13 protein-coding genes are annotated in these 12,168 nt (G+C 75.6%); 4 read left to right on the top strand and 9 right to left on the bottom strand.

The genetic code is table 11. From position 1 onward, the window contains the following. Positions 1 to 2: 2 nt before the first annotated feature. The 9 genes from HOP40_RS03325 to HOP40_RS03285 all read right to left on the bottom strand — a co-directional run bounded on the left by HOP40_RS03325 (position 3) and on the right by HOP40_RS03285 (position 7,441). Complete coding sequence (locus HOP40_RS03325; protein WP_172154528.1) at positions 3 to 1,070, bottom strand: 3-deoxy-7-phosphoheptulonate synthase; 1,068 nt, start codon at positions 1,068 to 1,070, stop codon at positions 3 to 5. Positions 1,071 to 1,236: 166 nt separating this feature from the next. Continuing rightward, positions 1,237 to 1,629, bottom strand: a complete 393-nt coding sequence (locus HOP40_RS03320; RefSeq protein WP_275691334.1) for a VOC family protein — start codon at positions 1,627 to 1,629, stop codon at positions 1,237 to 1,239. Then, the gene (locus HOP40_RS03315; protein ID WP_172154526.1) at positions 1,626 to 1,904 is read right to left on the bottom strand and encodes an ArsR/SmtB family transcription factor; all 279 of its coding nucleotides are present in this window, start codon (positions 1,902 to 1,904) and stop codon (positions 1,626 to 1,628) included. The genes HOP40_RS03320 and HOP40_RS03315 overlap by 4 nt, the downstream gene beginning before the upstream one ends. A 32-nt stretch (positions 1,905 to 1,936) precedes the next feature. Further along, positions 1,937 to 3,109 carry a PP2C family protein-serine/threonine phosphatase gene (locus tag HOP40_RS03310; RefSeq protein ID WP_172154524.1) on the bottom strand — a complete coding sequence of 391 codons (1,173 nt, stop codon included), beginning with the start codon at positions 3,107 to 3,109 and terminating at the stop codon, positions 1,937 to 1,939. Beyond that, entirely contained in the window at positions 3,106 to 3,912 is an 807-nt protein-coding gene (ppk2, locus tag HOP40_RS03305; RefSeq protein WP_172154523.1) for a polyphosphate kinase 2, read from the bottom strand. Before ppk2 ends, HOP40_RS03310 begins: the two co-directional genes overlap by 4 nt. 12 nt (positions 3,913 to 3,924) lie before the next feature. Beyond that, complete coding sequence (locus HOP40_RS03300; protein WP_172154522.1) at positions 3,925 to 4,443, bottom strand: TspO/MBR family protein; 519 nt, start codon at positions 4,441 to 4,443, stop codon at positions 3,925 to 3,927. Positions 4,444 to 4,548: 105 nt separating this feature from the next. Next, on the bottom strand, positions 4,549 to 5,409 hold the full coding sequence (locus HOP40_RS03295; protein WP_172154521.1) for an ABC transporter permease subunit: 861 nt from the start codon (positions 5,407 to 5,409) through the stop codon (positions 4,549 to 4,551). Next, positions 5,406 to 6,386, bottom strand: a complete 981-nt coding sequence (locus tag HOP40_RS03290; protein ID WP_172154520.1) for an ABC transporter ATP-binding protein — start codon at positions 6,384 to 6,386, stop codon at positions 5,406 to 5,408. The genes HOP40_RS03295 and HOP40_RS03290 overlap by 4 nt, the downstream gene beginning before the upstream one ends. Then, on the bottom strand, positions 6,383 to 7,441 hold the full coding sequence (locus HOP40_RS03285) for a LolA family protein (protein ID WP_172154511.1): 1,059 nt from the start codon (positions 7,439 to 7,441) through the stop codon (positions 6,383 to 6,385). The genes HOP40_RS03290 and HOP40_RS03285 overlap by 4 nt, the downstream gene beginning before the upstream one ends. Before the next feature lie 75 nt (positions 7,442 to 7,516). Here HOP40_RS03285 and HOP40_RS03280 point away from each other — a divergent pair, with 75 nt between their 5' ends. From HOP40_RS03280 to HOP40_RS03265, 4 genes are all read left to right on the top strand, one after another. Further along, on the top strand, positions 7,517 to 8,200 hold the full coding sequence (locus HOP40_RS03280; protein WP_172154509.1) for a response regulator transcription factor: 684 nt from the start codon (positions 7,517 to 7,519) through the stop codon (positions 8,198 to 8,200). Then, on the top strand, positions 8,197 to 9,513 hold the full coding sequence (locus tag HOP40_RS03275; RefSeq protein WP_172154507.1) for a sensor histidine kinase: 1,317 nt from the start codon (positions 8,197 to 8,199) through the stop codon (positions 9,511 to 9,513). The genes HOP40_RS03280 and HOP40_RS03275 overlap by 4 nt, the downstream gene beginning before the upstream one ends. Positions 9,514 to 10,320: 807 nt before the next feature. Next, the gene (locus HOP40_RS36315; protein ID WP_275691333.1) at positions 10,321 to 11,049 is read left to right on the top strand and encodes a (deoxy)nucleoside triphosphate pyrophosphohydrolase; all 729 of its coding nucleotides are present in this window, start codon (positions 10,321 to 10,323) and stop codon (positions 11,047 to 11,049) included. A 69-nt stretch (positions 11,050 to 11,118) separates the two neighbouring features. Beyond that, positions 11,119 to 11,958 (top strand): DUF559 domain-containing protein, encoded by an 840-nt coding sequence (locus HOP40_RS03265; RefSeq protein WP_172154505.1) that lies wholly within the window; start codon positions 11,119 to 11,121, stop codon positions 11,956 to 11,958. Positions 11,959 to 12,168: the final 210 nt, after the last annotated feature.

The following is a 12,168-nucleotide window of genomic DNA, read 5'->3' as shown; positions in this document are numbered from 1 at the left end:
GCTCACGCGCGGAGCGTCCGCCGCGCCGCCACGGCCGCGGCCAGGTCGTCGAGGACGTCGGCGGTGGTGTCCCAGCCCATGCAGGAGTCGGTGACCGACTGCACGTAGGTCGTGCCGGGCCCCAGCTCCTGGCGGCCCTCGACCAGGAAGCTCTCCAGCATCAGGCCGACGACGCCGCGCTCGCCGGCCGCGAGCCGGGCCGCCACCTCGCGCGCCACCCCGGCCTGGCGGACGTGGTCCTTGCCGCTGTTGCCGTGGCTGGCGTCGACGATCACGCGCTCGGCCAGGTCGGCCTTCCGCATCCGCCCGAGCGCCGCGGCCACCGACTCCACGTCGTGGTTCGGGCCGCCCGAGCCGCCGCGCAGGATGACGTGGCAGTCGGGGTTGCCGGCCGTCGTCACCAGGGCCGCGAGGCCGTCGGGGTTGATGCCCATGAACACGTGGCTCGCCGCGGCCGCGCCCACGCCGTCGACGGCGACCTGCACGTCGCCGTCGGTGCCGTTCTTGATCCCCACCGGCATCGACAGCCCGCTGCAGAGCTGGCGGTGCACCTGGCTCGCGGCCGTGCGGGCGCCGATCGAGCCCCAGCTGACGACGTCGGCGAGGTACTGCGGCGTGATCGGGTCCAGGAACTCGCACCCCACCGGCAGTCCCAGCCCGTTCACCTCCAGCAGCAGTCGCCGCGCCATCCGCAGGCCCGCGTTGACGTCGAACGTGCCGTCCAGGTGCGGGTCGTTGATCAGGCCCTTCCAGCCGACGGTCGAGCGCGGCTTCTCGAAGTAGGTCCGCATCACGATCCGCAGCTCGCCGGCGTGCCGGTCGGCCTGCGCGGCGAGGCGGTGGGCGTAGTCGAGCGCGGCCGCCGGGTCGTGGATCGAGCACGGGCCGACGACGACGAGCAGGCGGTCGTCGCGGCCGTCGAGGACGTCGACGACCTCGGCCCGCGCACGCGTGACGGTGTCGGCGACGCCCTCGTCGACCGGCAGGTCGTGGCGCAGCAGGGAGGGGGAGATCAGCGGGCTGACGCGGACGGTGCGGTGCGCGTCGAGCGCAGGAGCGGCGGTGAGCACGGGAGGGTCCTTGCTCCGGTGAGCGGCCCGCCGAGAAGTCCCCGTCCGAGCCGTTCGATCCGGCTCGTGGGGTGGAGGTCAGCGCAGCGGTTCGCCGGCCGACCCGACACGGGCCGTCGCGGTAAACCAGTACTGGCGCTGCACGTCGGCGACAGTACCAGCCGGCTCAGGACTTCATGGTCGCGATCTGGATGAGGTTGCCGCACGTGTCGTCGAGCGTCGCCACGGTGACCGGACCCATGTCGACGGGCTCCTGCACGAACCGCACGCCGGCCGCGGACAGCCGGGCGAACTCGGCGTGGACGTCGTCGACGGCGAAGGAGGTGAACGGGATCCCGTCGGCCACCAGCGCCTCCTTGAACGGGCGGGCGGCGGGGTGCTCGGAGGGCTCCAGCAGCAGCTCGGTGCCGTCGGGCTCCTGCGGCGAGACGACGGTGAGCCAGCGGTGCTCGCCCATCGGGATGTCGTGCTTCTTCACGAAGCCCAGCTTGTCGGTGTAGAAGGCGAGCGCGACGGCCTGGTCGTCGACGAGGACGCTGGTGATGTTGATGCGGATCATGGCTGCTCCCGGAGGGGCCAGCGCTCGACGACCGAGCGCAGCGGGGTGGTGTCGATGTGGTGGAACTTGTAGCGGCCCTCGCGCCGGGACGTGACCAGCCCGGCCTCCTCGAGCACCGCGAGGTGCTGGGAGACCGCCTGCCGTGACGAGGTGAGGTCGTGCTTCATCACGAGCCGGGTGCAGATCTCGAACAGGGTCTGGCCGTCGCGGTCGACGAGCTCGTCGAGGATCGCGCGACGGGTGGGGTCGGCGATCGCCTTGAACACGGCGTCCACGCCACCGTTATAGGCAAGTAGCTACTTGCCTGTCAAGCGCCGGGGCCGCGCCAGTCGAGGCAGAGCACCGTCGAGTCGTCGCGGAGGTCGCCGCCGGTCGCGGCGATGACGGCGTCGCTGAGCGCGCGCACCACCTCCCGCGGGTGCAGGTCGGCGGTCGCGCCGAGCACCGAGGGGACGTCGACGTGCGCGCTGTTGCGGTCCAGCACGCCGTCGGTGACGAGCAGCAGGCGGTCGCCGGGGCGCAGCGCGAACTCCTGGATCTCGTGCTCCACGCCCGGGTAGATGCCGAACGGCAGGTCGATGGCGAGCTCGATCTCGCCGACGACCCCGTCGCGCAGCAGCACCGGGAACGGGTGCCCGGCGTTGACGATGCGGACGAGGCCGGACGCGAGGTCGATCCGCGCCACCTGCCCCGTGACGAAGGCGCCGACCGCCGAGTGCCGCGCCAGCGCGTCGTTCGCGGAGCGGACCTGCTCGGGCAGGCCCAGGCTGCGCCGGCGCCCGTTGCGCAGGCTGCTGACCAGCACGGTCGCGAGCAGCGAGGCGCGCACGTCGTTGCCGACGGCGTCGGTGATCGACAGGTGCAGGGTGTCGCGGTCGAGCGCGTAGTCGAACGTGTCGCCGCCGACGGTGCTCGCCGGCTCCAGCCAGCCCGCGAGGCTGAACGTCGCGGCGTCGCAGCTGAACGCCCCGGGCAGCAGGCGGCGCTGGATCTCCGCGGCGAGGGAGAACGGCGCGGTGCGCTGGCCCCACTCGAACAGGTCGGTGTAGCGGCGGTTGGCGACGACGACGTAGCCGAAGGCGTGCGCGACCTCCCGGATCTCGCCGAGCGCGTCGTCGTCGGGGTCCTTCGGCAGCCACAGCTCCAGGACGCCGATCGCGTCACCGCGCACCGTGACCGGCACCGTCACGACGACGCCGCCGTCGTGCTCGCGCACGTCGATCTCCTGGGAGCGCAGCACCGCCTCGTAGACGGTGCCGGCCAGGGCGACGGTCTCGGCGACGTCCTCGCCGTGGCGCCGCGTGCCCGCGCGCGCCCAGCTCGACCGGTCGAAGCGCACGACGAAGCGGCCGGAGTAGTCGGTGATGAGCAGGTTGACGTGCCGGGCGCCGATGACGTCGGACAGCTCGTCCTCGGCGACCTCCACGGCGTCGACGGGCGCCGCCTCGTCGATGCGTCCCAGCAGGGAGCGGCGGGTCACGCGCCGCCGTCCCCGAGCAGGGTCGCGGCGTGGTCGGGGACCTCGTGGAAGCGCTCGCGCGGCGGGCGCTGGTAGCCCCGCTGCGGGGGTCGCTTCGGGAGCTTGAGCTTGCGGCCGGGCACCGGTTGCCACGGGACGCTGTCGAGCAGGTGGGCGATCATGTTGATCCGCGCGCGGCGCTTGTCCTCGGCCTCGACCACCAGCCACGGCGACGTCGGGGTGTCGGTGTGGGCGAACATCTCGTCCTTGGCGCGGGAGTAGTCCTCCCAGCGCGTGATCGACTCGAGGTCCATCGGCGAGAGCTTCCACTGCCGCATCGGGTCCTTCATGCGGTCGCGGAACCGGCGCTCCTGCTCGGCGTCGCTGACCGAGAACCAGTACTTGCGCAGCAGGATCCCGTCCTCGACCAGCAGCTCCTCGAACACCGGGCACTGCCGCAGGAAGCGCGCGTGCTCGTCGGGGGTGCAGAAGCCCATGACGCGCTCGACGCCGCCGCGGTTGTACCAGCTGCGGTCGAGCAGCACGATCTCCCCGGCCGCGGGCAGGTGCTCGATGTAGCGCTGGAAGTACCACTGCGACCGCTCGCGCTCCGACGGCGCGGGCAGCGCGACGATGCGGCAGACGCGCGGGTTGAGGTACTCCGCGACCCGCTTGATCGCCCCGCCCTTGCCGGCCGCGTCGCGGCCCTCGAAGACGACGACGAGCCGGGCGCCGGTCGTGCGCACCCACTCCTGCATGTGGACGAGCTCGCCCTGCAGGCGCAGCAGTTCTGTCTCGTACGGAACGCGGGGTAGCCGGGCCATGCGGCCATCGTGCTAGTTCAGCACCCAGATGGCGAGGTTGAGGGCCGAGGCGAACGTGACCCAGGCGGCGTAGGGCAGCAGCAGCAGGGCCGCGGGGCGGCTGTGGCGCGCGAACAGCACGATCGTCGCGACGATCGTCAGCCACAGCAGCACGATCTCGGCGAAGGCCACCCCGAACAGGCCGGCGCCGAAGAACAGCGGCGTCCACAGGGCGTTGAGGACGAGCTGGACGGCCCACACCGACAGCGCGGTGCGCGCGCCGCTCCAGCCGTCCGTGCGCCAGACGAGCCAGGCGGCGACGGCGATCGTGACGTAGAGGACGGTCCAGACGGGCCCGAACAGCCACGACGGCGGGGCCCAGGACGGCTGCACGAACGAGCCGTACTGGTCGGAGGCCGAGATCGAGGCCAGGCCGCCGACGACGGCGACCAGCACGACGGCGGCGCCGAAGACGGCGAGGCCGGCGACGGCGTTGGGGACGGTGGGGCGCGGGTCCAGCGCAGTAGTACTCACGTTAAGATTCTCGCTCATCGAGAGAGTGTCTGCACGCCGGGAGTTGCAGCAAGGCCACCTTGTGGAGGAAAAGCGTCCACAAGGTGGCCTTGCTGCAAGTCCAGCGGCGGGGAGGGCGGTCGCTCAGGCGTCCCGGCGCAGCATCCGGTAGGTCGTCAGCCCCATCCCGACGGCGACGTAGCACAGCGCCCGCAGCGAGCTGTCGATCATGCCGTCGAGCGGGAGGGGGTCGCGGAGCGCGTCGGCCCCGGCGGCCCAGCCGCTCGTGAGCAGCCACGGCTGCAGCCACTCCAGCGCCGGGATCGCGGCCAGCACGCCGAACACGATCAGCCCGCCCAGCACCGCCGCCAGCACGACGAGCGGGTGCTCGGTGAACGCCGAGACCGCCAGCGCCACCGCGCCGACCGCCGCGAGCTGCCCGACCACCCACACCGCGACCAGGCCGACCCGCAGCAGCGCCTCGCCCAGCCCGACGGCGGTGCCCGACAGCGTGACCAGCTGCCCCTCGGCCCCGCCGACGACCACCAGCCCGGCGACGACGCCGACGACGGCCACCACGAGCGTGGCCAGCGTGGCGACGACGAGCACGCCGAACGCCTTCATCACGACGAGCCGCAGCCGCGACACCGGCGAGAGCAGCAGCCCGCGCAGCGTCCCGTGCGCGCTCTCCCCGGCGATCGCGTCGGCCGCGGCCATCGAGACGGCCAGCGGCAGCAGCAGCGCGAGCGAGAGCGTCATCGCGGCGACCGGCAGCACGAGCCCGTTGCCGGCGACCGCGGTGATCAGGCCCGGCCCGCGCCCGGTGGACCCGGCCACGGCGACGCCGATCGAGATCAGCACCGGGATCAGCGCGAACAGCCCGAGCATCACCAGCGTGCGGGGGCGGCGCAGCACCCAGCGCAGCTCCGCGCCGAGCAACCGGCCGAAGGGGGCGGTGCGGGGGGTGGCGGTGAGGGGGGACGGTGCGTTGACGACGGCGGTCATCGGGTCTCCTCCGTCAGCCGCGCGAACAGCTCCTCCAGCCGCGCCCGGCGGCGCCGGGCCTCCTGCACGGCGACGCCCGCGCGCACGAGCAGCGCGATCGTCTCCGCCGTGGGCGGGCCGTCCTCGCCGACGACGACGCCGGGCTCGTCGCCCGGCGCGCGGTAGGCGGCGACGCCCGCCTCGCGCAGCACGTCGAGCGCGCGGTCGACGTCGGGGGTGACGACGTCGAGCCCGCCGGTGCCCGACTCCAGCAGCGCGGCCAGCTCGCCCGCGGCCACCAGCGAGCCGGACTGCAGCACGGCCACGTGCGTGCACGTCGCCTCGACCTCGTCGAGCAGGTGCGAGGACACGATCACCGTCGACCCCGCGGCGTGCAGCTCGGCGATGATCCGCCGGACGTCACGGGTGCCGGCGGGGTCGAGGCCGTTGGTCGGCTCGTCGAGGACGACGAGCCGGCGCGGCAGCAGTAGCGCGCCGGCCAGACCGAGGCGCTGCTTCATGCCCAGGGAGTAGCCGCGGAACCGGCGGCCCGCGGCGGCGCTGAGCCCGACGCGCTCCAGCGCGGCGTCCACGGCGCCCGCGATCTCCCGCGAGCCGAGCAGCGGCTCGGTGGCCGCCACCCGCAGCAGGTTCTCCCGGCCCGAGAGGAACGGGTGGAACCCCGGACCCTCGACGAGCGCGCCGACGTGCGGCAGCGCGCGGGCGGCGTCGTCGGGGATCGCGTGGCCCAGCAGCTCGGCGGTGCCGGAGTCGGCGCGGGTGAGCCCGAGCAGCATGCGGATCAGCGTGGTCTTGCCGGAGCCGTTGGGGCCGAGCATGCCGAGCACGGAGCCGGCGGGGACGTCGAGGTCGACGCCGTCGACGGCCACCGTCGAGCCGAACGCCTTGCGCAGCCCGATCGCGCGGGCGGCCAGCGGGGTGGACGCGGCGACGGGGGGCGCCGTCGCCGCGTCCAGCACGGAGGGGGTCGTCGTCACCGCGCGAGGGCCTCGGTGAGGACCTGCTCGGGGACGGCACCGGCGGCGACGCGGCCGTCGTCGGTGAGGATCGCGTTGGCGACCGCGGTGCTGATCAGCGTGCCGCTGCCCCACGCGCCGCTCACGGGGGTGCCCAGGGCGCGGAGGTCGGTGGGCGGGTCGCCCTCGTCGTCACCCTGCGGCGCGGTCGCGCCGGCGGGGACGGTCGCGACCACGACGGTGTCCCAGCCCTCGCCGACGGTCGTCGGCTCGGCGCCCTCGGGGCGCCCGGGACGCTCGCCCTCGGGGCGGTCGGCCCCGGGCTCCTGCACGGTCGACCCGGGCGGCGGGGTGAAGGTGAACAGCGACGCGTCCTGCGGGCCGAACGACAGGTCGGTGAAGCCGACCTGCAGCGCGGGGTCGGACGAGCCCGTGGCCAGCACCGTCATCCGCAGCGGGACGCGCTGCTCGGCGTCGACGGCGATGCGCACCTCGCGCAGCAGCGTGCGCTCGTCGGGCGCGGGGGTGAGCACGAGCTCGTAGGCCGGGCGGCCCGCGACCTCGGCCGTGCCGTCGACGGTGACGACGCTGCTGGTCTGCAGCGTGCGGATCGCCTCCGTGGCCGCGGCGGTCGGGTCGGCGACGTCACCGCTGTCGGGGGCGCCGTCGGGGCCGTCGTCGTGCGTGCCCTGGGTGACCGTGCGCTCCTGGGAGTCGTAGGCCCAGAACGTGGTGCCGTCGGTGACGAACGTCTTCTCGCCGTCGGAGGTGGGCAGCTGCACGCGGCCGCCCTCCTCGCCGTTCGACCAGATCCGGGCGGTGCTCGTGCCGTCGGCGGCCTGCGGCGCGCCGGGCAGGGCCGGCAGGCCCAGCGAGTTGTCGAGCTCCACGGTGCCCGCGAAGGCGTCCGGGTCGGCCGCCAGCACGGAGGCCACGAGGTCCTCCGGCGTGACCGGCGGCAGCTCCGGCGCCGCGCCCGCTCCGGCCGGCGCGGCCAGCAGTCCCAGTCCGACCACCCCGGCGACCGCGATCCCCGCGGCTGCCGTGCGGCCCGTCGTCCATCGTCCGGTTCCCATGGGCACAGCCTGACTCACCACGGCTGAGAGATGTCTGAGGTGGGGCGCCCGGGGTGGCGGTACGTTCGCCGGGACATGGCGCGCGTGCTGGTGGTCGACGACGAACCGGGCCTCCGCACGGCCATGACCAGGGGGCTCACCGCGGAGGGCATGGAGGTCGTCGCCCGCGGCGACGGCGACTCCGCGCTGGAGGCGGCCCTCACCGGCACGTTCGACGCGATCGTCCTCGACATCATCCTGCCGGGCCTGTCGGGCTACCGGGTGCTCGAGCAGCTGCGCGCGGCGGGCGTCGACACGCCGGTGCTGCTGGTGTCGGCCAAGGACGGCGAGTGGGACCAGGCCGACGGCCTCGACCTCGGCGCCGACGGCTACCTCGTCAAGCCCTTCGCGTTCGTCGTGCTCGTCGCGCAGCTCAAGGCGCTGCTGCGCCGCCGCGACGCCGCGCTCGGGCGGGTCGGGCAGCGCGTGCGGCTGGGGTCGCTCGTCGTCGACCCGGTGGCGCGGGCGGTGAGCTTCGACGGCGAGCCGGTGGAGCTCTCGCCGCGGGAGTTCGCGCTGCTGCACGCGCTGGCGAGCCGGCCCGACACCGTCGTCGCGAAGGACGAGCTGCTGCGGATCGTGTGGGGCGACGAGGGCGCGGCGAGCCGCAACGTCGTCGAGGTCTACGTCGGGTACCTGCGCCGCAAGCTCGACGCCGTCGGCGCCGGCCAGGTGCTGCGGACGGTGCGCGGCTTCGGGTACCTCGTGTCGTCGTCGTGACCCGCCTGCGCCGCTGGTGGGCCGGGCGCGGGCTGCGGTTCCGGATCACCGTCGTCGTCGGCGCGGTGGCGCTGGTGGCGCTGCTCGCGCTGAGCCGGCTCGGCGTCGGGCTCCTCTACTCGACGCTCCTCGCCGCGGCCGACGAGGAGCTGCGCACGGACGCCTCGACGGTCGTCGCGGCGGTGGAGGCGGGGGAGGCGCCGTCGGCGGCGCGGACGCCGACGGTCCGGGTCGTCGACACCGCCGGTGACCCCGTCGACGGCGGGCCCGCACTGCCCCTGGACGCCGGGGCGGTCCGCGTGCTGGCGGCAGGCGACGGCGTCGTCTCCGGGAGGTTCGACGAGCTGCGGCGCTACCTCGCGGTGCCCGCCGTCCTGCCCGACGGCTCGACGCGGCTGGTCGTGGCCGCGGGCGACATCGTCGGCGGTGCCGTGCTGCTCGCCCGCGCCGCCGGGCTGTTCGTGCTGGGCGCGCTGCTGGTGGCGGCGATCGTCGTCGTGGCGGCGTGGGCGGCCACGCGCGCCGCGCTGCGCCCGGTGGAGCGGTTGCGCGCGGCGGCGTCGGCGCTGCCGGCGGGGCAGCGGCTGCCGGTGCCGGTGGCGCGCGACGAGCTGCGCTCGCTCGCGGAGGAGGTGAACCGGCTGCTGGCCCGGCGCGACGACGCCGTCGCGCGGCTGCAGGCGTTCACCGGCGACGCCGCGCACGAGCTGCGCTCGCCGGTGGCGGCGATCCGGGCGCAGGCCGAGGTGGCGGTCGCGCACCCCGACCCGGACCTGGCCGACGAGACGCTGCGCGCGGTCGCCGTCGAGGCGGAGCGGCTCACCGACCTGCTGTCGGACCTGCTCGCCCTCGCCCGCGCCGACGCCGGGCGGCGCCCGGATCCCCGGCCCGTCGACCTCGTGGCCGCCGCGCGTGCGGCGATCGCCCGGGCCGGCGACCCGCCCCCCGCGCTCGACCTGGTGGCGCCCGCCCCGGCCCGCGTCGCGGCCGGGCCGGCGGAGGTGGACCTGGTGCTCGACAACCTCGTCGCGAACGCCCGCCGGCACGCCCGCACCGTCGTCCGGATCGGGGTGCTGCCGGCCGGGCGGTGGGTGCGGCTGGTGGTGGAGGACGACGGCCCCGGCATCCCGCCCGCCGACCGCGAGCGCGTGTTCGACCGGTTCGTGCGGCTCGACCCGGAGGCCGGCGGCGGAGCGGGGTTGGGACTGGCGCTGGTGGCGGCCCTGGTGCAGGGGCGGGGTGGGCAGGTCGTGGCGGGGGAGGCGGCGGGGGGTGGGGCGCGGTTGGAGCTGCGGTGGCCGACGGCCCCCTGACCCCACCCGCCGAGTTTGCGGATCCCGCCGGGCGAGTTTGCCGAATCGACCCGGCGAGTTGGCCGATCCCGCCCGGCGAGTGTGCGAATCGACCCGGCGAGTGCGCGAGTCCCCGCGAGTCGGGCTCTCGTGGTGCGCGAGTCGGGCTCTGATGGTGCGCGAGTCGGGGTGTGGCGGTGTGCGAGTCGGGGTGTGGTGTGCGCGAGTCGGGGTGTGGCGGTGCGCGAGAGGTCGACGGTTCGCCGCACCGCCGGGCCTTGATCGCCATGAGTGGTCGGATCAGGTCATCGGTGACCGCCTCCGACCACTTCCGCCGATCAAGGCCGCATGGCCCGCCGCCCGGGTGATCGCCGGAACCGCACCGCCACGGCCCCGCCGACGACCCTGTTGTCGCACTGCCGGTGATCACCCGGGCTGGTGGTGCAGGAGTGCGCCCTCACGGTCGCCGGAGGGTCGCTGGGATGACGGTCTCGGCGATCATGAGCGTCGCGGGCCGGCCGGCTCCGCCTCGACCATGATCGCCGGAACCGCACCGCTACGGCCCCGCTGACGACTGTGGTGTCGCACTCCCGGCGATCACCGGCCTCGTGGTTGCAGGAGTGCGCCCTCACGGTCGCGGAAGCGGCACTGGTGTCGCTCTTCCGACGATCACTGTTGCGGCGGGCACGGGCACGAGGGGCCGGCCGATGGGTGATCGCCAGGAGTGGGCGGGAGGTGCCGCCAGTGACGCCGTCCGACCACTTCTGACGATCACGGCCCGCCCAGTCCACCGGATCCACCGACAACCTCCCCTGCCACCATCACGCCGTGCCCGTCGTCCGCCTCGAGACCCTGATCGCCGCGCCCCCGCGAACCGTCGCCGGGGCTGTCCGCGACGCGACGGCCTGGGCAGCGGTGTTCGGGGGCGTCGCCCCGGCCCCGTGGCTGGCGGCGGGCGACCGGGTGGCGGTCGGGGGCATGGGGGAGGTGCTCGTCGGGCGCGTCTCCGAGCACGGGATGACCGCGGCCGGCCCCGGGATCGGTCTCGCCGTCGTGCTCACGCCCGACGGCGCCGGCACCCGCATGCGCGACGAGGTCACCGGCGACGTCCCCGAACACCTCCTGGCCGTCCGCGCCGCTGCGGTCGCGCAGGCCGCGGGGGCGATGGCGGCGGCGCAGGTCGTCGTCGCCACGGCCCTGGTCCACGACGGACGCGTGCTCGCCGCCCGGCGCACCCGGCCGCCGGCCCTGGCGGGGCTGTGGGAGCTGCCGGGCGGGCGGGTCGAGGCGGGGGAGTCGGAGGCCGAGGCGGTCGTGCGGGAGTGCCGCGAGGAGCTGGGCACCGCGGTCGTCGTCGGCGAGCGGATCGCCACCGACCTGCGCATCGACGCCGGCGTGCTGCGCGTCCACACCGCCCGCCTCGCCGACGGCGCGCCGCAGCCGCGGGCGCTGGAGCACGCGGGGCTGCGCTGGGTGGCGGCCGGCGAGGTCGCCGCCGTCGACTGGGTCGGCGCCGACCGCGCCGTCGTCGCCGACCTCGTCGCCCTGCTCGGCTGACCGTTCGCGGGCGCACCCGAACCGGCGCGCAGCGGAACCGCGGGACTCCGGGATCCGTCGGAGGCGGTCATGACCGTCGACTCCCTGCTGGTCCGCCAGGCCGGCGTCGTCTCCCGCGACCAGGCGCTGCGCGCAGGCCTCGCGCCCGACGCGATCGACCACCTCGTCCGCCGCAGGCGCTGGACCTCGCTGCACCCGCAGGTCTACCTGGCCGCGGGGCACCGCCACGGCGACGAGGCCGCCGTCCGCGCCGCCGTGCTGTGGGGCGGGCCGGACGCGGTGCTGTGCGGGCGGGCCGCCGCGTGGTGGCACGGCATGGTCGACCGACCACCCACCGCGGTACGGGTGACGGTGCCGCACCGCCGCCCCCGCGGCCGCCCGACCGTCGACGTCCGACGCCGGGCGCTGCACCCCGAAGACGTCACCACGGTCCGCGGCCTGCGGGTCACCGCGGAGGCGCTCACGGTGCTGGAGACGGCCGTCGACCTCGGCGACGGCTTCCTCGACCACGCGCTGCAGCGGTCGACCCGCTTCCCCGCCGTCCACGCGGCGCACGTCCGCAACCCCGGGTCGGCACGCGCGGGGCAGCTCCTCGCGGCCGCCGCCGACCGCTCCGCCCCGGTCGCGGCGGACCTCCTCCTGAGGCTGCTGCACGCGTCCGGGACGCGCGGCTGGCGCCCCGCGACGGGCGCTCGCGTCGCCTGCCCGGACGCGCACGTCGCCCTCGAGGTCGACGGATGGGCGTGGCACGGCGACCCGGGCGCCGCCGAGCGCCGCCGGGGCGCGCTCGTCGCCGACGGCTGGACGGTCCTGCGCTACGCCTGGCACGACCTCGTCGAGCGTCCGGAGGCCGTGCTCGCGGAGATCGCGGCGGTGAGTCGGCGGCCGCCGGCCGCGGAGCTGACGTGACCTTGGTCACCCTCGGTCGTCGTCGACGCCCGCCGAGGAGAAGGCTGTGACGACCTGTGGCCCCGCGCCGGGACGCCCCGCCGGGACGCGCGGAGGCCCCGCAGAGGGGCCGGGAGCGCCGGAGACCCCCGTCACTGCACCGACCGGCCGAACCGCGCCCGGCAACCGCCCGTCGCCACAACGCCGCCGCTCACCGGGCCGGGACGGGCG

Source organism: Pseudonocardia broussonetiae (genome assembly GCF_013155125.1).
GTDB classification, from domain to species: domain Bacteria; phylum Actinomycetota; class Actinomycetes; order Mycobacteriales; family Pseudonocardiaceae; genus Pseudonocardia; species Pseudonocardia broussonetiae.
The sequence above is the reverse complement of the archived record's forward strand: the minus strand, read 5'-3'. Positions and strand labels throughout refer to the sequence as shown.

Coding starts and splice junctions, on each gene's coding strand:
- HOP40_RS03320 (WP_275691334.1), bottom strand. CDS start 1,629: ATGATCCGCATCAACATCACCAGCGTCCTCGTCGACGACCAGGCCGTC.
- ppk2 (WP_172154523.1), bottom strand. CDS start 3,912: ATGGCCCGGCTACCCCGCGTTCCGTACGAGACAGAACTGCTGCGCCTG.
- HOP40_RS03300 (WP_172154522.1), bottom strand. CDS start 4,443: ATGAGCGAGAATCTTAACGTGAGTACTACTGCGCTGGACCCGCGCCCC.
- HOP40_RS03295 (WP_172154521.1), bottom strand. CDS start 5,409: ATGACCGCCGTCGTCAACGCACCGTCCCCCCTCACCGCCACCCCCCGC.
- HOP40_RS03285 (WP_172154511.1), bottom strand. CDS start 7,441: ATGGGAACCGGACGATGGACGACGGGCCGCACGGCAGCCGCGGGGATC.
- HOP40_RS03280 (WP_172154509.1), top strand. CDS start 7,517: ATGGCGCGCGTGCTGGTGGTCGACGACGAACCGGGCCTCCGCACGGCC.
- HOP40_RS03265 (WP_172154505.1), top strand. CDS start 11,119: ATGACCGTCGACTCCCTGCTGGTCCGCCAGGCCGGCGTCGTCTCCCGC.